Below are 18,062 nucleotides of genomic sequence, written 5' to 3' on the forward strand. Positions count from 1 at the left end.
TATTTACGTTTTTAATTTAAAATTAGTTATCCATTTTTAATTTGAAAAAGTTTGTAATTACCTACTTTACAGTCATCATTAAAATCAAATAATTGAATTTGTTTTTGTTTAGGATATTTAGCACTACTCCAATTTTTCTGTATTATTGATTTTAGAAATAACGAATTATTGGTATTACAAAATGGTTTAGCAATAAAAGTCCAGGTTCCTTTAACTGAATTGTCAATAAGAAATACTTCGTTTGTTTTTTGTTTACTAAAATTTTCACTTCCAATATTGACTGTGTAAGACTGTCCTTTAGGGTTAACAACTTGTAAATCAAATTTTAAAACCGGATCTATCCATGAAAAAACAATTCGAGTTACTCCATTTTCTTCTTCTTTAAAAGTGGTAAGATTAAAAATATCTTTAATCTTTTCTTTTAAATTGGCGGAAGTATATAAATTTTTCATTTCATCATATAAAAATTCTTTCCAATTTTCAGGAAGTTTGTAATCCATTTGTTCTAATAATGTAAGATAAGTTTTCCAGGCAACTACTGGCTTATTCATAGACCAAAGGACTTGCGCTACATCATGATAAGCTTGAGGGTCTTTGGGGGTTAGGGACATCACCTTTCTAAAAAGTTGTAGTGCAAAAAACTGGTACCCAACAGCTTGATACTTATATGCCAATTCACGTAGCTTTGAAATATTATCTTCCAACTCTGAAGCTAGTTTATTGAATTGAGTTTTATCTATTATTAAATCATTTTCAGTAATAATTACTTTATTTTTCGCAAATATATTTGCCAAATTGTTTTTTTTGGAAATATTTCTGCTATCAATAATCCTATTTTCATTAGAAGAAGTTTTTACCACAATAACTCCACCTGCTCCCAAAGTTCCGTAGCTATTAGTCGCTGCAAGACCTTTTAAAACAAAAAGATCTTTAATATCCGTTAAATTGATTGGAGGCGGAAATCCGGTATAAATCATATCATCCACATCCCAAATAGCGTTTTGCGACAAATTAATGGAACCTGTAGACCGTAATACTACTCCTGAACCATCGGGTGCTAACTGATAGTTTGTTGTTTTTGCAAAAAGAGCTGACACCAGTTCCGGAATTGTTCCTATCGTAGGGGCAGCTAAATTTAATTCTTCACCTTTTACATAATCTACGGCAACCCCGGTACTTCTTAAATCCATAATACCGCGAGAAGTTCTTATTTTTTGTGGTTTATTAAAAGGTAGCTTCTCTTTTTTATAACTTTTAGCATTAATGACTACTTCCTCATTTAAAATATTTAGAGAGGGGATCATCTTTATATTCCAAAATGCATTTTTTTCAATGACAATTCGATTTTGTGGAGTCATGCTTACATGAGAAAAGTGTATAGTGTCTCCTAAATTAGCGATTAAAGAAAATTTCCCCTTTTTATTAGAGGTTGTACCTGATTTTTTTGATTTGACTTTAATATGTACATCTGGTAAAGGCTTACTATTGGAACTCACTATTCCCTTTACCAGAACAACGTCTTGTGCATTTGATTTTAAAGTCAACAAAACTAAAATGTAAAAAATAAAAAAAGCAGTATTTATTTTACTTAAGTTAAAAGCATTCATTTTAAATATTCTTTCATATTTATTCCCTTAAAGCTATTAAATAATTTTTTTGTAATATGCTAATTGTAAAAAATTTAACGTGCATATGAACATAGTAAAACTTTTTCTACCGTGTATTCCCTATAAAGAGATTTTAGCTTTATCATCTACAAATTTGTAGTATATAATTATTAATTTTAAGTGGTTTACGACAAATTTCCATAAATAGAAATTTTTATGATTTTTCAATGTCCAAAATCGCTTGATTTTAGTGAGTTTTTGATTCTGGAAAAAATCAAGTTATCATTAAAACAGTAAATTTGTCGTACACCCACTTTAAGAATGCTGTTTATAGTGCAAAAGCGTTTCTTATTAAAACCAAAACCCCAAACTAAAAAACCATTCACTTTGCTTTACTTCCGGGCTATAGGAATATTTGATTTGGATAGGGCCAGCAAAGGTTTCCAGTCCGTAGCCTAAAGCATATCCTGAAAAGTCGGGAGAAGTTAACCAATTACCATTTCGAAATAACTGTCGTCCCACATTGGCATAATTTGCGGAAATATTTACATGGTTTTTCCTAAAGAAGTTGTAATCAAAAGATACAGCTAAAGTAGCAAAACTGTCTCCATTCAGTTCCAAAAAATCATATCCGTAAAAAGGTGAAGTATTCCAACTGTTTTTAGCCCCAAAACCCCCCAGAAAATAATTAAAACTGGTGTTGTCAGAGTTTCCAAATCGAGCCCCCATTCGAAAAGCGGTGGTAAAAGCAAAATTGTCAAAGGGTGAAATAGTATATTCAAAATTATTGGTTAACATGGCAAAGGGTTCGGTAATTAGTTCTTCTTCAGAAGTTATGACAAAATAATCCAGGTTGCCATGGTATGAAATTCCGCTTGACGGAAAATATTTATTGTCTACATTGTCAAAAGTAACATAAGAAAATAGCGCTCCGTAGTTATCGTTATTAAAAATTCTCCGAGGCAGTTGATTTTCATCTCTTCCTATAGTTTCGGATTGTAGCCGAAAATACCGGTGTTTTGCCCCAATTCCAAACGAAAAATCCTGACGCCAAAGCGTTTCTATATAAAATTGGGATTCCAAATTTAAAAAGTCCATATTTATAGAATTTACGTCGACATCCGGAAGTTCTTCAAAACTATTTTTTAAATTTTCGAAACTAAGGTTTCGTTCAAAACGATCGAACGTATGTCGTAAACCAATACTCCAATAGTATCCTTTATCAATATAATAAGCAAGGTCATATCGAATATTATCCCCTAATATAACATCTGCCGAGATCACATCATTATTAAAGAATACCCGTTTTTTGGTATAATTAGCCAGACCAGCAGTTTGATAAAGGTCATCATAGTGCAGGGCAAACCGTAAAAACATTGTATTTACAGTTTCTTTTACATTAATAACTAATTCGTTTCCCCAAGCATTTTGGATAATACGATGACTGACCCGATCAAAATTACCTGTTGCGGATAAATTATTAACTCCTTCATATAGCTGATCGTACGTAATTACTTTAGGATCTCGTAATTTTAATTTTCCTTTGATATACGCCCGGGTATAGGTGTCGTTTCCTTCAATTCTAATACTATTGATCCTAATAGAATCTTTAAACGGGGGGATAACTGTTTCTTTCCTATTTACCTTTTGTTTGGCTGCTATTTCTTGAAGATTTGCAAAAACTTCCTTTGCTGCTTTTTCTCCACATTCTATAATTTTTTTAGTTTTATCAAAAGATAATAAGGAGAACTCTTCAATAGAAGGATTGATATAAACATCGGTTAACGGACGTTTATTCCGCATTGCTTTAATGGTCTTAAAATTACTGATTTGTAACATAATATCCGTAACGGATGTAAGTTGTTTTGTGTTTAACAAACTATCCTGTACATCAACTCCAATAATTACCTCAGCTCCTTTCGCAATGGTTTCTACTACCGGAAAATTATTAGTTACCCCACCATCTGTTAATAATTGTCCATCTACCACCACCGGATTAAAGATAGAAGGTAAAGCGGCACTTGCAGCAACCGCTTCCGGAAGGTATCCTTTGTCTAAAAGAACAGCCTGACCATTGGTAATATTAGTAGCCATACAGAAAAAAGGGATGGGTAACTTATTAAAATCATTGATATTTTTTACATGCGAAGTATATTTTGAAAATTCATTAAAAAAATTTTGTCCTTTAGATAAGCCTTGAGGTAATCCAACTTTAAACCCGTTGAAGGGCAGGGTTAAGGCGTATTTTTCAGCATCTTCCTTTTCGTATAAAGTCTTTACACTGCGTGGTAATTCGTCTTGTATCAAACGATTAAAATCCACCCTGGTAAAAATAGAGTCTAACTGAGATGCTGTATACCCAGATGCGTACAAAGCGCCTATGATAGCCCCCATACTGGTACCCCCGATAAAATCAATACGTACCCCGGCTTCTTCAATTGCTTTTAAAGCGCCAATATGAGCAAAACCTTTAGCACCGCCTCCACTTAAGACCAATCCTACTTTTACATCTGTGTTCTTTGCCTTATGTACATTCGTACTTTTCTGAGCGACACTGAAAATACTAAAAAAGACTGTTGTTACTAAAAATACGAACAAATGTCTTTTTTGTAAACTCATAAGTATTTATGCTTTACTAGTATGATAAAAATTATGAATTTTGGTTGCGCGAGCATTCCCAACAACTTCGGCTAATTCTTTTTTTGAAGCTTCTTTAACCCTTTTGACCGACCTAAAATGTTTTAATAGTTCGACTACTGTTTTTTCACCAATACCAGGAATATTATCAAGTTCGGTTTCCAGGGCTGCTTTACTTCTTTTTTGGCGATGAAAGGTAATTCCAAATCTATGAGCTTCGTTACGTAATTGTTGTATGACTTTTAGCGTTTCTGATTTTTTATCTAGATATAAAGGTATGGAATCACCCGGATAAAATAGTTCTTCTAAGCGTTTGGCAATTCCAATAATTGTAATTTTTCCACGTAAGCCTAAAGCTTCCAGGGCTTTTAAACCAGAAGAAAGCTGACCTTTACCTCCATCTACAATTACAAGTTGGGGTAGGGGTTCTTCTTCTTCTAGCAATCGTTTATACCTTCGGTAAACAACTTCTTCCATAGAAGCAAAGTCATTAGGTCCGGTTACAGTTTTAATATTAAATTTTCGATAATCTTTTTTACTAGGCTTTCCGTTTTTAAAAACCACACAAGCGGCTACCGGATTAGTTCCCTGAATATTAGAATTATCAAAACATTCGATATGTGTAGGTGCTTCGGGTAAGCGCAAATCAGTCTTCATTTGTTCCATTAACCTTTTAACATGCCGGTCAGGATCAATGATTTTAATTTGTTTAAAGCGTTCCATACGGTAGTACTTCGCATTTCTAATAGATAAATCTAGAATTTTTCGTTTATCCCCTAGTTTAGGAACGGTTACTTTTATATCTTCTCCTACTTCCACCGAAAAAGGCACATAAATTTCTTTAGAATTAGAATGGTATCGCTGTCGTAGTTCAACAATGGACAATTCTAACAATTCCCGGTCACTTTCTTCCAATTTCTTTTTTATCTCAGTAGTATGCGACCGGATGATGGACCCGTAGGATAATTGTAAAAAATTTACATAACCAAAAGACTCATCGGAAATTATAGAAAACACATCTACATTACTGATTTTTGGGTTAACAATAGTAGATTTTGCCTGGTATTTTTGTAATACCTGCATTTTATCTTTAATGCGTTGCGCTTCTTCAAATTCCATAGCTTCCGCATGTTCTGCCATTTTTACTTTAAAGTGTTGTAGCGAATCCTTAAAATTTCCTTTAATAATTTGTCGAATGGCTTCCACGTTTTCATGGTATTCCTTTTCGGACTGTTTGGCTTCACAAGGGCCTTTGCAATTTTGTAAATGATATTCTAAACATATTTTGTACCGTCCTGCCTGTATTTTTTCTTCAGAAAGGTCGTAGTTACAGGTTCTTAACTGGTATAAGCCTTTGATTAAATCTAATAATGTATTGACCGTTTTAAAACTGGTATACGGACCAAAGTATTCAGAACCATCCTGAATTACCCGACGCGTAGGGAATACTCTCGGAAAACGTTCGTTTTTAATACATATCCAGGGATAGGTTTTATCATCGCGTAACATTACATTAAAGCCAGGTTGATGCTTTTTAATCAGGTTGTTTTCTAATAACAAAGCATCCGTTTCCGTTTCTACATTAATATGTTTAATGGTTTTGATTTTTTTAACCATTACACTAATTCTACGGCTATCGTGTTTTTTAGTAAAATACGAGGTTACTCTCTTTTTAATATTTTTAGCCTTTCCTACATAGAGCAGCCGGTCGTCTTTATCATAATATTGATATACTCCCGGACCGGAGGGCAAGGTTTTTATTTGAATGTCAAGTGAGGGTGTTTTCATAGTACTATATGGTAAATTTAGGGCTTTACAACAACTCTTGTGAACTCTTTAAAAGTTTAATTTTTGTTAAATAACAAAAGATATCCGGAGTTCGTCACCCATTGCATTTAGCCTTTATACATTTTTACTACATTCGCATATACTGAAGCAGAAAGTCCTTTGGAACTAAAAAAAAAGAAAATAATAGGTAGAACCGACCGGATTGATTTTCCGGTACTGGAGTTACATGGTATTGATGCTAAAATAGATACTGGTGCGTATACCTCTTCCATTCATTGTAAAGATATTGTTGAAGTAGATCAGCAACTTAATTGTAGTTTCTTAGACCCGACCCACCCAGAATATAATGGTAAAAAATTTACTTTTTACAACTATGATATTACAGCAGTAAAGAGTAGTAACGGTACGGTAGAAATTCGTTATGCCGTACGGACTAAAGTTTCTCTATTTAATAAAACTTACAATATCACCATGACCTTATCGTCAAGAGATGATATGCGATTTCCAGTACTGATCGGAAGAAAATTTTTGAATGGTAAATTTCTGGTTGATCCTCAATTACAGAATCTTTCTTTTAATGGCGAAGGATCATGAATCTTAAGATCCTTTCTAGAAACCCGCATTTATATTCTACGGATGCTTTGGTCAAAGCCGCACTAAAAAGAAAACACACCGTACAGGTAATAGATCCGCTCAATTGTGATATTATTATTGAAAAGAAAAAACCATGTATTCACTACCGTGGCAATAAATTGGATCATGTAGATGCTGTTATTCCCAGGATCGGAGCCTCCGTTACCTATTACGGTACCGCGGTTGTCCGTCAATTTGAGATGATGAATGTGTTTACTACCGTCAGATCTCAGTCGTTAATAGAGTCCAGGGATAAATTAAGAAGCCTTCAAAAATTATCCAAAGCTGGGATCGGATTGCCTAAAACGGTTTTTACCAATTATTCAAAAGATGTTTCTGATGTGATTGCTCACGTGGGGGGCGCTCCGCTAGTCATAAAACTACTGGAAGGTACTCAGGGGTTGGGTGTTGTTCTGGCTGAAACCAATACGGCGGCAGAATCCGTGTTGGAAGCATTTAACGGATTACAGGCTCGGGTCATTGTACAGGAATTTATAAAAGAAGCAAAAGGAGCCGATATACGAGTGTTAGTAGTAGACGGTCAGGTGGTAGGAGCCATGAAAAGACAAGGTAAAAAAGGAGATTTTCGGTCAAATCTACATAGAGGAGGCACTGCTTCTATCATTACACTCACAGACGATGAAGAAACAGCAGCCATAAAAGCAGTAAAAGCTTTAAAACTGGGAGTAGCAGGAGTAGATATGTTGCAAAGCGATCGAGGACCTTTAATCCTAGAGGTGAACTGTTCCCCGGGATTAGAAGGTATTGAAAAAGCTACAGGAAAGGATATCGCTAAAACAATCATTAGGTATATTGAAAGAAGTGTATAATATGGTAAATTCAGAAAAATCATCAGATATTTTAGAAATTTTAGGAGAGCAAGTACCTCTGGGAGTCAGTAAAACCATCAATTTTAATATTGCTAATTTATATACTTCAACTAAAGTTGAAATACCTATAATTATTGAGCGTTCAAAAGAACCTGGTCCTGTTGTATTAATAACTGCGGGTATACATGGCGATGAAGTAAATGGGGTTGAGGTCGTACGTCAGGTTATTTCTAAAAAGGTGAATAAACCTTATAAAGGGACTATTATCTGTATCCCCGTATTAAACGTATTTGGATTTTTAACCATGAACCGGTATTTTCCGGACGGGCGTGATCTTAACCGGGTATTTCCCGGGAGTAAGAACGGATCTCTTGCCAGTCGGTTTGCCTATCAGTTTACTAATGAAATTTTACCTCATGCAGATTACTGCCTGGATTTTCATACTGGTGGCGGAAGCCGTTTTAACGCCCCTCAAATAAGAGTTGCCTCTGATAATAAAACAGGTTTGGAATTGGCAACTGTTTTCAAAGCACCCTTTACGTTACTTTCAAAAAATTTGGAAGGTTCCTACCGAGCCACCTGTGCCAAGAAGAATATTCCGATTTTACTATTTGAAGGAGGAAAATCTCAAAATAATAACAAAGAAGTAGCTATAGAAGGGTTGCATGGAGTTATACGTATACTTGATTATTTGGGAATGTTACAACCTGAATTTTCTCTTCACATTTCAGAAAATATAAATATACTAATTACAAAAAGTACCTGGATTAGGGCAAAATTTAGTGGGTTATTACATATCAAAGTAGCATCAGGAGCCAAAGTTTTAAAAGGCGATAGATTAGCTACTATCACCGACCCTTATGGTAAAATGCGCCATGTTATGAAAGCACAAAATGAAGGGTATATCATTAATGTAAACGAAGCGCCTATTGTGTATAAAGGGGATGCTATCTTTCATATATCAACTGCGCTCGGAGATGAAAACTAAACAGGAAATTCGAAAGTATTATAAGCAGAAAAGGGCTGCATTGTCTGAAGAAAACATAGCAGAGTTAAGTATAGCTATAGCTAATCAATTATTGAATCTACCGATCTGGGAATTTTCATATTTTCATACTTTCTTAACGATTGAAAAGCAAAATGAAGTGGATACGTCCTATTTACTTCATATTTTACAAGGAAAAGATAAGAATATCCTGGTTTCTTCTTCTAATTTTAGAGATATGAGCATGTCTCACTATTTATTGACGGATCATACGAAGTTAAAGGTAAATACCTACGGAATACCCGAACCTGTAGATGCTATTGAAGTAGCAGTCGAACGTATTGAAGTAGTTTTTGTTCCTTTACTAGCTTGTGACCTTCATGGTAACCGAATCGGATATGGAAAAGGCTTTTATGATCGATTTCTATCCACCTGTAAAACTGATGTTATTAAGGTAGGATTATCGTTCTTTGAACCCCTTGATAAAATAGCGGAGATTTCTACTCATGACCAAAAAATTAACTATCTGGTCACACCTTATAAGATATACCACTTACTTTAAATCTCTTGTATACATCAATTAATTCTCCTACTTTAGAGAATACTAACCTTAATTGAACATATCATGTCTCAACAATTCGAACATATTTGTATCATTGATGATGACAGTATCTATACCAATTTGGTGAGTAAGATCATCAAATTGAATAAAATCGCAAACCATATTTTAATCTTTAGAAATGGTAAAGAAGCCTTAGATTACCTAGTAGATTCAATAGAAACAAAGGCTGATACTATTGTAATTCCGCAAGTAATTTTGTTAGATTTAAATATGCCAATTATGGACGGATGGGAATTTCTAGATGAGTTTGAAAAGATAAAAAACCGGTTAAGTAAGAAAGTTAGCGTATACGTAGTCAGTTCTTCAATTAACAAATTAGATATCGACCGGGCAAAAGCTAATCATATAGTGCAAGACTATTTAAGTAAACCTTTACAATCTACTGATTTTAGAAAAATCCTAAATTAAATACCAAACTTAAATTAACTGGTACCGAATGCTTTTTTATTAAATATCAAAAGCAAAAAAACACCGATACTAATTGCTGAATCCGCAATATTAAAAACGGGGTCAAAAAAAGAAAAACGTTGTCCTCCCCAAATAGGAATCCAATCTGGTAACACATCGTTGTAAAGGGTAAATTGGATCATATCTACCACTTTTCCATAAAAAATACTTTCGTATCCTCCGCCTTCCGGTAGGAAAGTAGCCGTTTGTACCATGGTACTTTCACTGAATAATAGCCCATAAAAAATAGAGTCGAGAATATTCCCTAAGGCTCCTGCAAAAATAAGAGCAATACAAAAAGTAAGAATAGCAGCGCTATTTTTTCTAACCGAATCATATAACCAGTATCCAATTCCTGTAATAGCTAAAAGCCGAAATAAAGTAAGAATCAATTTCCCATAAGTGCCAGGTAATTCAAAACCCCAGGCCATCCCTTTATTTTCTACAAATACTAGTCGAAACCAGTCAAATACTTCTACCTGATCGTGTAGTTTAAAATTCAGTTTTATATAAATCTTTGAAATTTGATCTATGGCAAGAACAAGTATAATAACCAAAATAGATTTACGTAAAGACATGAATAGAGAGTAATCGTGAAATTTAAAAGACGGACAAAAATAGGGTTTTATTACAGAGAATTGCAATTAGTAAGTAATTTTTTCTGTAATGGAAAGGTGAAAAGCAGAAGCTATCTAAAAAGTAGTCAAATGTATGAGATTAGTTATATAAATGAACTACTACCTTAGGTAATAGTCATTCATAATTCCCTGTTATTTTTAGATAGCTCTACTGATATCAGAAACTAATAAATTCTTAGCTCTGCATATTTTTAGCTTCAATACTTAAGGTAGCATGTGGAACCAGTTTTAAACGCTCTGGGTTAATTAATTTTCCGGTTACTCTACATACTCCGTAAGTTTTATTTTCAATACGTAATAAAGCGTTTTTCAGGTCGCGTACAAATTTTTCCTGTCGGATCGCTAATTGTGTGTTCGCTTCTTTAGACATGGTTTCACTTCCTTCTTCAAAAGCTTTAAAAGTAGGCGAAGTATCATCCGTACCATTATTACCATCATTCTTATAAGCACTTTTTAAAAGTTCCAGGTCTTTTTGTGCTTTCTCCATTTTATCCGTAATTATTTTTCTGAATTTCTCCAGATCTGCGTCGCTATATCTAGCTTTTACATCTTGGGCCATAATTTATTGTTTTTTAATAATCAATTGAGTGGCAATGTCATCAAACGCAATTTCATTACCATTTATTACGTCATCAGAAAACTCAATGGATTCGGTTAAGGTTTCATTTTTTATAAAATATTCATTGTTCTCAATAGCTTCTCTGACCTTTTGATGTTCTTTAAAGGTAATATGAATTCGGTCCGTAACTTCAAACCCGCTGTCTTTTCGTATATTTTGAATACGATTGACCAGTTCTCTCGCGATTCCTTCTTGTTTTAAATCCGGTGTGATTGAAATATCTAAAGCAACCGTTAAAGAACCTGCATTTGCCACTAACCAGCCTTCAATATCCTGAGAGCTTATTTCAACATCTTCAATTTCTAAATTAACAATTTTATTGTTAATTTCAATATTTATATTGCGGTTTTGTTCTAATTTCTTTATGGTTTGTTGATCGAAACTTTGTATTTTATTAGCAATCAGTTTCATATCTTTTCCAAAGCGAGGGCCTAGACTCTTAAAATTAGGTTTTATTTTCTTCACTAGAATGTTAGAATCCTCAGTAATCAATCGAATTTCCTTCACATTTACCTCTCGTTTAATCAGATCAGAAACCCCCATAATCTCTTTTTTTTCTGTTTCTGACAATACCGGAATCATAATTTTTTGAAGCGGTTGCCTAACCTTTATTTTTTCTTTTTGGCGTAAAGAAAGCACCAGCGAACAGATATCCTGTGCTTTTTTCATTTTTCTCTCCAGGTCCTTATTGATTAATTCAGGGTTAGAAACCGGGAAAGCTGCCAGGTGTACACTTTCTACGTTGTCCTTATTATATGCAGTTAAGTCTTTATAAAGTCGATCCGAAAAGAAAGGGGCGATAGGTGCGGACAATTGAGCTACGGTTATTAAACAAGCATGCAAAGTTTGGTAAGCTGAAAGTTTATCCTGTCGCGCCTGTTTTTTATTTTCCGTTTGATTGGAGACTTGTTTCCAGAACCTTCTTCGGCTTAACCGGACAAACCAGTTACTTAAATGTTCCTGGACAAAATCCGAAATTGCCCGGGCAGCTTTAGTAGGCTCATAATCCGAATAGAAAGCATCCGTTTTTTCAATCAAGGTATTAAGTTCGCTTAATATCCAGCAATCCAGTTCCGATCGATCAGCTATATTTAACTGAGGGGTGGCAGGATCAAACTTGTCAATATTTGCGTACAGACTAAAGAAAGAATTGGTGTTATAAAGCGTACCGAAAAACTTACGACGTACCTCAGTAATTCCTTCATTGTCAAATTTAAGGTTGTCCCAGGGATTTGCGTTGCTAATCATATACCAGCGGGTAGCATCCGGACCGTGTTCTTTTAAGGTTGAAAATGGATCTACCGCGTTCCCTAATCGTTTGGACATTTTCTGGCCTTTTTTATCTAGAACTAATCCGTTTGACATCACATTTTTATAAGCAACATCGTCAAAAATCATAGTAGCAATAGCGTGTAAGGTATAAAACCAACCCCGGGTCTGATCAACGCCTTCGGCAATAAAATCAGCCTTAAAAGGGCTTTCTCCATGATCGGATTGAGGTGCTTTTTCAAAAGGATAATGCCATTGCGCATACGGCATAGAACCGGAATCAAACCATACGTCAATCAAATCACTTTCCCGGTGCATTGGTTTCCCTGAAGGAGATACTAGAGTAATTTCATCAACAATATTTTTATGAAGGTCTACCTTCTCATAATTAGCATCACTCATATCACCTACGACAAAGTCGGCAAAAACATCAGCTTCAAGTACTCCTGCTTCTACTGCTTTCCGCATTTCGGATTTTAATTCCTCGATAGAACCAATAATAATTTCTTCTTTGCCATCTTCTGTTCTCCAAATAGGTAAAGGAATTCCCCAGAATCGAGAACGAGAAAGGTTCCAATCATTCGCATTTGCCAACCAGTTTCCAAAACGTCCTTCACCGGTTGCTTTTGGTTTCCAATTAATCTGGCCATTAAGTTCATGCATTCGGTCTTTAAAGTCGGTTACCTTAATAAACCAGGAGTCTAAAGGATAATACAGTACGGGTTTATCCGTTCGCCAGCAATTAGGATAACTATGCACGTATTTTTCAACTTTAAAGGCTTTGTTTTCTTCCTTTAATTTAATAGCAATTTCTACATCAACAGATTTCTCCGGGGCTTCTCCATTATCATAGTATTCGTTTTTAACGTATTTACCTCCCAGTTCTCCTAACTGTTTAATAAATTTACCTTGTAAATCTACCGTAGGAACCAGGTTATCATTTTCGTCTTTTACTAACAATGCCGGAACTTCCGGAGTTGCCTGTTTTGCAACCAGGGCATCATCCGCACCAAAAGTAGGCGAAGTATGAACGATTCCGGTACCATCCTCAGTTGTCACAAAATCTCCTGCAATCACCCGAAAGGCGTTTTCAGGATTGTGGTAAGGTTGTACGTAATCCAATAATTGTTCGTATCGAATATCTACGAGATCAGCACCCTTACATTCCGCCAGAATTAAATACAGAATTTTATTTGCTTTACCTGCTTCATTTTTAGGAGTATATGTTTTAATTTCTTCGGAAGAAGCTACTTCAATAAATTTTCCGTCAAACTGTTTACTGACTAGGTTTTTAGCTAAAACAACCAAAGTCGGTTCAAAGGTATATTGGTTATAGGTTTGCACCAAAACATAATCAATCTTAGGACCAACGGTTAGGGCGGTATTAGAAGGTAAAGTCCAGGGTGTAGTCGTCCAGGCAAGAAAATAGGCAGCCCCCAACCCCTCCAAAGGATAAGAGATGTTAAAAGCTTTAGCGATCGAGTTAGAAGTTCCCCCTTGAGGGGCTAGGGGGCGTAGAGGGCTCTTAAACTGCGCCACCACTGTGGTATCCGTTACATCCTGATACGTTCCCGGTTGGTTTAATTCATGCGAACTTAAACCAGTTCCTGCTTTTGGAGAATATGGTTGGATGGTATATCCTTTGTATAACAATCCTTTCTTATAAATTTCCGAAAGCAGCCACCAGACCGTTTCCATATATTTAGATTTATAGGTGATATACGGATCTTCCATATCCACCCAATACCCAATTTTTCGGGTAAGGTCATTCCAGATATCCGTATACCGCATTACTGCTTTTTTACAAGCTTCATTATATTCGGATACGCTGATCTTTTGACCAATATCTTCTTTGGTAATTCCCAGTTCTTTTTCAACTCCTAGTTCAACGGGTAATCCATGAGTATCCCAGCCTGCTTTTCGGTTTACTTTATAGCCTTTTTGGGTTTTAAAGCGACAAAAAATATCTTTAATAGCGCGTGCCATTACATGATGGATACCGGGTAATCCGTTTGCGGAAGGAGGGCCTTCAAAAAAGATAAAAGGTTCCGCACCTTCTCGCTCAGAAATACTTTTTTCAAAAATCTGATTTTCTTCCCAAAACTGTAATACTTCTTCAGCTATTTGGGGTAAATCTAAACTTTTATATTCTGTAAATCGATTGCTCATAAACCACGCTTTCTATTAGGTCTGCGAAAATAAGGAAATTCTATAATTATTTTAGATGATTTAATCAATACATTTTGAAGGGTTTAAAGGTTTGTCTAAGTCAACTCAAAAAAGTATTTTTAGCGACTCTTTTAAAATAGTTGGTATGGCGGAAGAAAGTTTTTTACCGGATGAAATTATCACTACTAAAATTTACCTGGTCCGGGGTCAAAAAGTAAGGTTAGACAGGGATTTGGCTGAATTGTATCAGGTACAGACAAAACGGCTAAAAGAAGCTGTTAGAAGGAATTTAGAAAGGTTTCCGGAAGATTTCATGTTTGAGATGACTAAAGATGAGTTTGCAAATTGGAGGACGCAATTTGCGACCTCCAATTCCTCAGATAAAATGGGACTACGCTACCCGCCCTTTGTATTTACGGAACAAGGAGTTGCCATGCTGTCCAGTGTCCTTAACAGTCCTACGGCTATAAAAGTTAATATTCAAATCATTCGGGTATTTACAAAGATACGGGCTGCCCTCTCAGACAACCTGAATTTAAAACTGGAAATTGAAGAAATCAAAAAGAAAGTAGATCATCAAAGTAAAAATATCGAACTTGTATTTAGTTATCTGGATGAATTATTGGAAAAACAGGAAGAAATAAAGAAGCCTACACCACGAATTGGTTATAAAAAATGAACAAAGAACTTACTCTAGCCCTTATTCAAACTCACTTGGCCTGGGAAAATCCGGTAGAAAACCGGGCGATGCTATCTCGTAAAATAAAATCTATAGAAGTTCCTTCGGACCTTATCATCTTACCGGAAATGTTTACCACAGGTTTTAGTATGAATGCTCGGAGCCTGGCTGAAACCATGCATGGGGAAACCATAAAATGGTTACTAGAATTAGCAAAAGAGAAAAGCACAGCTATTTGCGGAAGTTTGATTATTAAGGAAAAAGAACATTTCTATAACCGCTTTGTCTTTATAACCCCGGAAGGAGAAACAACCCATTATGATAAGCATCAGTTATTTACTATGGCAGAAGAACGGGAAGTATATACGCCAGGAAACGAGATTGTAATTATTGACTACAAAGGCTGGAAAATAAAACCTCAGATTTGTTATGACTTACGTTTTCCGGTTTGGGCTCGTAATACTACTGGTTATGACCTACTGCTCTACGTTGCTAGTTGGCCTAAAACCCGAATTAATGCCTGGGACACTTTATTAAGAGCAAGGGCTATTGAAAATATGTCGTATTGTATTGGCGTAAACCGTATTGGTTTAGATGGAAATGGTTATGAATACAATGGACACTCCGGGGCATATAATGTCCTTGGGCATAAATTAAATGATTATATTCCTATAAAAAAAGATGAAATTCAGGTGATTACTTTATTAAAATCACATATTGAAAACACCCGAAAAAAACTGCCTTTTTTAGAAGATGCAGATACTTTTAAACTACTTTAAAATAAATGTTTCTTTACGTTCCCAATTACCTCTAAGATCAATTAATTCCGGAAAGTAGAATACTTCTTCGGGTTGTAGTTTATCCAGAAAACTTCCGGTATCCCAAACGCCATTGTTATTACGGTCTAAAATTACCCGAATATCGTATTTACCAGGTTCTATATTATTAAAAATGGTAGTTTCTTTAGAAGGAACGACCTTTTCTGCAATCACTTCTCCTTCCATAGTGATTTGTGCAATTACCGGGTATTGTTCCACTTCTTCCAGGGTTAAAAATATCGTTCCGTAGTCCGATTTCTTGGGAATTCTTATATTGTAAAAAGTAGTATCATTAGTATTTTCATAAAAATCCTTAATAGCTCCCGGTAAAAGTTCCAGTTGATAACTGTTTTCTTCGATTCGATCAAAAGAAAAAGTTACTTCATTCTCCAGTTCGTCTAGTTTTGTTTTAAAATCAACATTGACTGAATCTTTATCTATTACTTTGATAAACTCGTCATTTACGGACGATAAAGGAATTTCGGCGGTTACTTTAAAACTTTTATCAAAAGGAAGCGTACCTTGGTTTACAGGTGTTAAATTAAGTGAATCTTTATATTGCTCCCTAAAAGGAGAGACTAAAGTATCTCTGTAGATACCATTTGTTATTTCAAATATTAATGAGTCTGTCTCAAAGTAAGGTTTGTAAAAATAATAAACAGAATCTTTCTCTTTATCCGGAATAATCCGGGATTGGAAATCCTCTGGTTTCTCAGAAAGCAATCGTATGTATAAGCTATCTCTTTTTCCTTCGTACGGAAAGATAAAAGAAGTACGAGAACGTTGTTTAGGCCTAAGGGGTCGATAGTCTAAAACTTCTTTAAATAAGGCTACTTCAAATACCTTAGCCGTGTCTTTTGGTAGCGAAATAATCTCACTATAGAATCCAATTTTATCTTGTTGTGGTTCGTAGGTGTAGTTGACGGATTTATCTTTTAAGATTACCAACTGATATTGCCCTTCTCTTAGGTTTTCCAAACTAAAATCAGTAATACTATCCAAAGTGCTGGTTATATACCTAGGGACTTCTTTATAAATTAAAGAATCTTTATAGTTCTCATCTACTTCATATAAGGCAATTGTTACGTAGGGTTCAATTTCTTTTTCCAAAGCATCAAAAATCCGTCCTTCAATTTTTAAAGAATCAAGTTCGTTTCCGGTAGAAAATACATACCGTAAAAATGGGTAAGGATTACTCTCATTATTATCCACCACACTCTGCCCGAAGTTAATACTATAGGTGGTGTTTTGTAATAAAGTGTCTAAAAATTCAATCTTAACATACTTACTTGCACCTCCTAGGGGAGAGATAGTTGGTTTAGGACTCATAGGGGGCGAAACAATGATTTGTTTTTGCGCATCTTTTAACTGTATGTATTCATCAAAATAAATCCGTACCTCATCTTCCTTAAAATTAGTAGAAAAGTTAGGGGGTACGGCCCTTACAAAAACAGGAGGAATGGTGTCTTTAAGCCCTCCGGTAATGGCACCTCGTTTTGCACAACTTATAAAGGCTCCGCTTATAAACAATAAAATAATAATGGTTGTTCTCAGATATAAAAATAACTTCCTTTTTTTCATATAGTCAGCGTGATGCTACAAATAAACAACTATTTATATTAACCTAAAAGCTTACTCCGTTAATGCCATAGCAGCAAGGCTAATTTTGATTCCGGGTACATCTTTAATGGTTTCAATACATGCTTCTAATGTAGCTCCGGTAGTAATAATATCATCTACAATTAAAACGTGTTTATTCTTTAATAAGGACGACTGATTGCTTTCAAATGTTTCATTAGTGTTGATCCAGCGATCTAATCTGTTGTTTTTGGACTGTTTTTTATTGTAGGATTTTTTTCTCAAAATAAAATCAAGGTATTCAGCCCTTAGATGACTGGCAATTTGCATACCGAACTTATGTACTTGATTGTAGCCTCTTTCTCTCAAACGTTTGGGGTGTAAGGGTACCGGAAGCACAATGTCAATGTTTTGATAATCAGCAGATTTTTTTAGTTCCTGTCCTAGCCAATTACCCAGGTATTCGCCTATGTTTTCCTGATTTCGATATTTTAAATTATGGAGTAAATTCTGTACTAAACCGTCTTTATAAAAGCGTAATAAGGCAGTAGCATTTTCAATATTAGCACGCCCGTAAAATACTTTTTTAATCTTTTCACCGTTTACCTTATGAAAATTACCGAGGGGTAGCTGATGCAAGCAAGAAGTGCAAAGTAATTTTTCATTTTTATGTAAAGGTCCTTCACAAGCTGAACAATAAATTGGAAAGAATAAATAGAATAGGTCTTTAACCATACTATAGG

The 18,062-nt window shown here is 35.0% G+C and carries 15 protein-coding genes; 7 read left to right on the top strand and 8 right to left on the bottom strand.

Annotated elements, in window-relative coordinates; all coding sequences use genetic code 11:
• Positions 1-26 precede the first annotated feature (26 nt).
• The 3 genes from NBT05_RS06590 to uvrC form a co-directional block, all read right to left on the bottom strand.
• Positions 27-1,547: a carboxypeptidase-like regulatory domain-containing protein gene (locus NBT05_RS06590; RefSeq protein WP_265772699.1), complete on the bottom strand. Its 1,521-nt coding sequence runs from the start codon at positions 1,545-1,547 to the stop codon at positions 27-29.
• Between the two features lie 411 nt (positions 1,548-1,958).
• On the bottom strand, positions 1,959-4,226 hold the full coding sequence (locus tag NBT05_RS06595; RefSeq protein WP_265772700.1) for a patatin-like phospholipase family protein: 2,268 nt from the start codon (positions 4,224-4,226) through the stop codon (positions 1,959-1,961).
• 6 nt (positions 4,227-4,232) lie between these two features.
• Entirely contained in the window at positions 4,233-6,032 is a 1,800-nt protein-coding gene (uvrC, locus tag NBT05_RS06600) for an excinuclease ABC subunit UvrC (protein ID WP_265772701.1), read from the bottom strand.
• A gap of 159 nt (positions 6,033-6,191) precedes the next feature.
• Between uvrC and NBT05_RS06605 the strand changes: the two genes are divergently transcribed.
• The 5 genes from NBT05_RS06605 (at position 6,192) to NBT05_RS06625 (ending at position 9,510) form a co-directional block, all read left to right on the top strand.
• Positions 6,192-6,626, top strand: a complete 435-nt coding sequence (locus tag NBT05_RS06605) for an ATP-dependent zinc protease (RefSeq protein WP_265772702.1) — start codon at positions 6,192-6,194, stop codon at positions 6,624-6,626.
• Entirely contained in the window at positions 6,623-7,495 is an 873-nt protein-coding gene (gene rimK / locus NBT05_RS06610; RefSeq protein WP_265772703.1) for a 30S ribosomal protein S6--L-glutamate ligase, read from the top strand. Before NBT05_RS06605 ends, rimK begins: the two co-directional genes overlap by 4 nt.
• 1 nt (position 7,496) lies before the next feature.
• On the top strand, positions 7,497-8,483 hold the full coding sequence (locus tag NBT05_RS06615) for a succinylglutamate desuccinylase/aspartoacylase family protein (RefSeq protein WP_265772704.1): 987 nt from the start codon (positions 7,497-7,499) through the stop codon (positions 8,481-8,483).
• Positions 8,473-9,042, top strand: a complete 570-nt coding sequence (locus tag NBT05_RS06620) for a 5-formyltetrahydrofolate cyclo-ligase (RefSeq protein ID WP_265772705.1) — start codon at positions 8,473-8,475, stop codon at positions 9,040-9,042. Before NBT05_RS06615 ends, NBT05_RS06620 begins: the two co-directional genes overlap by 11 nt.
• 63 nt (positions 9,043-9,105) lie before the next feature.
• Entirely contained in the window at positions 9,106-9,510 is a 405-nt protein-coding gene (locus tag NBT05_RS06625; protein ID WP_265772706.1) for a response regulator, read from the top strand.
• Between the two features lie 14 nt (positions 9,511-9,524).
• Here NBT05_RS06625 and NBT05_RS06630 read toward each other — a convergent pair whose 3' ends face one another.
• The 3 genes from NBT05_RS06630 to ileS form a co-directional block, all read right to left on the bottom strand.
• A complete protein-coding gene (locus NBT05_RS06630) occupies positions 9,525-10,127 on the bottom strand; it encodes a lipoprotein signal peptidase (RefSeq protein ID WP_265772707.1) in 603 nt (200 codons plus the stop codon).
• Positions 10,128-10,362: 235 nt separating this feature from the next.
• Positions 10,363-10,746 (bottom strand): TraR/DksA family transcriptional regulator, encoded by a 384-nt coding sequence (locus NBT05_RS06635; protein ID WP_265772708.1) that lies wholly within the window; start codon positions 10,744-10,746, stop codon positions 10,363-10,365.
• A 3-nt stretch (positions 10,747-10,749) separates the two neighbouring features.
• Complete coding sequence (ileS, locus tag NBT05_RS06640; protein WP_265772709.1) at positions 10,750-14,244, bottom strand: isoleucine--tRNA ligase; 3,495 nt, start codon at positions 14,242-14,244, stop codon at positions 10,750-10,752.
• A 145-nt stretch (positions 14,245-14,389) separates the two neighbouring features.
• On the opposite strand from ileS, the gene NBT05_RS06645 reads away from it, so the two are divergent.
• Positions 14,390-14,923 carry an ORF6N domain-containing protein gene (locus tag NBT05_RS06645; RefSeq protein WP_265772710.1) on the top strand — a complete coding sequence of 178 codons (534 nt, stop codon included), beginning with the start codon at positions 14,390-14,392 and terminating at the stop codon, positions 14,921-14,923.
• Positions 14,920-15,702 carry a nitrilase family protein gene (locus NBT05_RS06650; protein WP_265772711.1) on the top strand — a complete coding sequence of 261 codons (783 nt, stop codon included), beginning with the start codon at positions 14,920-14,922 and terminating at the stop codon, positions 15,700-15,702. The genes NBT05_RS06645 and NBT05_RS06650 overlap by 4 nt, the downstream gene beginning before the upstream one ends.
• Here the strand turns inward: NBT05_RS06650 and NBT05_RS06655 are convergent.
• Complete coding sequence (locus NBT05_RS06655) at positions 15,694-17,322, bottom strand: Ig-like domain-containing protein (RefSeq protein ID WP_265772712.1); 1,629 nt, start codon at positions 17,320-17,322, stop codon at positions 15,694-15,696. The genes NBT05_RS06650 and NBT05_RS06655 overlap by 9 nt on opposite strands.
• 51 nt (positions 17,323-17,373) lie before the next feature.
• Complete coding sequence (locus tag NBT05_RS06660; RefSeq protein ID WP_265772713.1) at positions 17,374-18,054, bottom strand: ComF family protein; 681 nt, start codon at positions 18,052-18,054, stop codon at positions 17,374-17,376.
• Between the last annotated feature and the right edge of the window lie 8 nt (positions 18,055-18,062).

It is taken from the genome of Aquimarina sp. ERC-38 (assembly GCF_026222555.1).
Lineage (GTDB): Bacteria > Bacteroidota > Bacteroidia > Flavobacteriales > Flavobacteriaceae > Aquimarina.

Bases quoted from the DNA above. Each gene is read 5' to 3' on its own strand.
- NBT05_RS06595 (WP_265772700.1), bottom strand. From the start codon at position 4,226: ATGAGTTTACAAAAAAGACATTTGTTCGTATTTTTAGTAACAACAGTC.
- uvrC (WP_265772701.1), bottom strand. From the start codon at position 6,032: ATGAAAACACCCTCACTTGACATTCAAATAAAAACCTTGCCCTCCGGT.
- rimK (WP_265772703.1), top strand. From the start codon at position 6,623: ATGAATCTTAAGATCCTTTCTAGAAACCCGCATTTATATTCTACGGAT.
- NBT05_RS06615 (WP_265772704.1), top strand. From the start codon at position 7,497: ATGGTAAATTCAGAAAAATCATCAGATATTTTAGAAATTTTAGGAGAG.
- NBT05_RS06620 (WP_265772705.1), top strand. From the start codon at position 8,473: ATGAAAACTAAACAGGAAATTCGAAAGTATTATAAGCAGAAAAGGGCT.
- NBT05_RS06625 (WP_265772706.1), top strand. From the start codon at position 9,106: ATGTCTCAACAATTCGAACATATTTGTATCATTGATGATGACAGTATC.
- NBT05_RS06630 (WP_265772707.1), bottom strand. From the start codon at position 10,127: ATGTCTTTACGTAAATCTATTTTGGTTATTATACTTGTTCTTGCCATA.
- NBT05_RS06635 (WP_265772708.1), bottom strand. From the start codon at position 10,746: ATGGCCCAAGATGTAAAAGCTAGATATAGCGACGCAGATCTGGAGAAA.
- ileS (WP_265772709.1), bottom strand. From the start codon at position 14,244: ATGAGCAATCGATTTACAGAATATAAAAGTTTAGATTTACCCCAAATA.
- NBT05_RS06645 (WP_265772710.1), top strand. From the start codon at position 14,390: ATGGCGGAAGAAAGTTTTTTACCGGATGAAATTATCACTACTAAAATT.
- NBT05_RS06650 (WP_265772711.1), top strand. From the start codon at position 14,920: ATGAACAAAGAACTTACTCTAGCCCTTATTCAAACTCACTTGGCCTGG.
- NBT05_RS06655 (WP_265772712.1), bottom strand. From the start codon at position 17,322: ATGAAAAAAAGGAAGTTATTTTTATATCTGAGAACAACCATTATTATT.
- NBT05_RS06660 (WP_265772713.1), bottom strand. From the start codon at position 18,054: ATGGTTAAAGACCTATTCTATTTATTCTTTCCAATTTATTGTTCAGCT.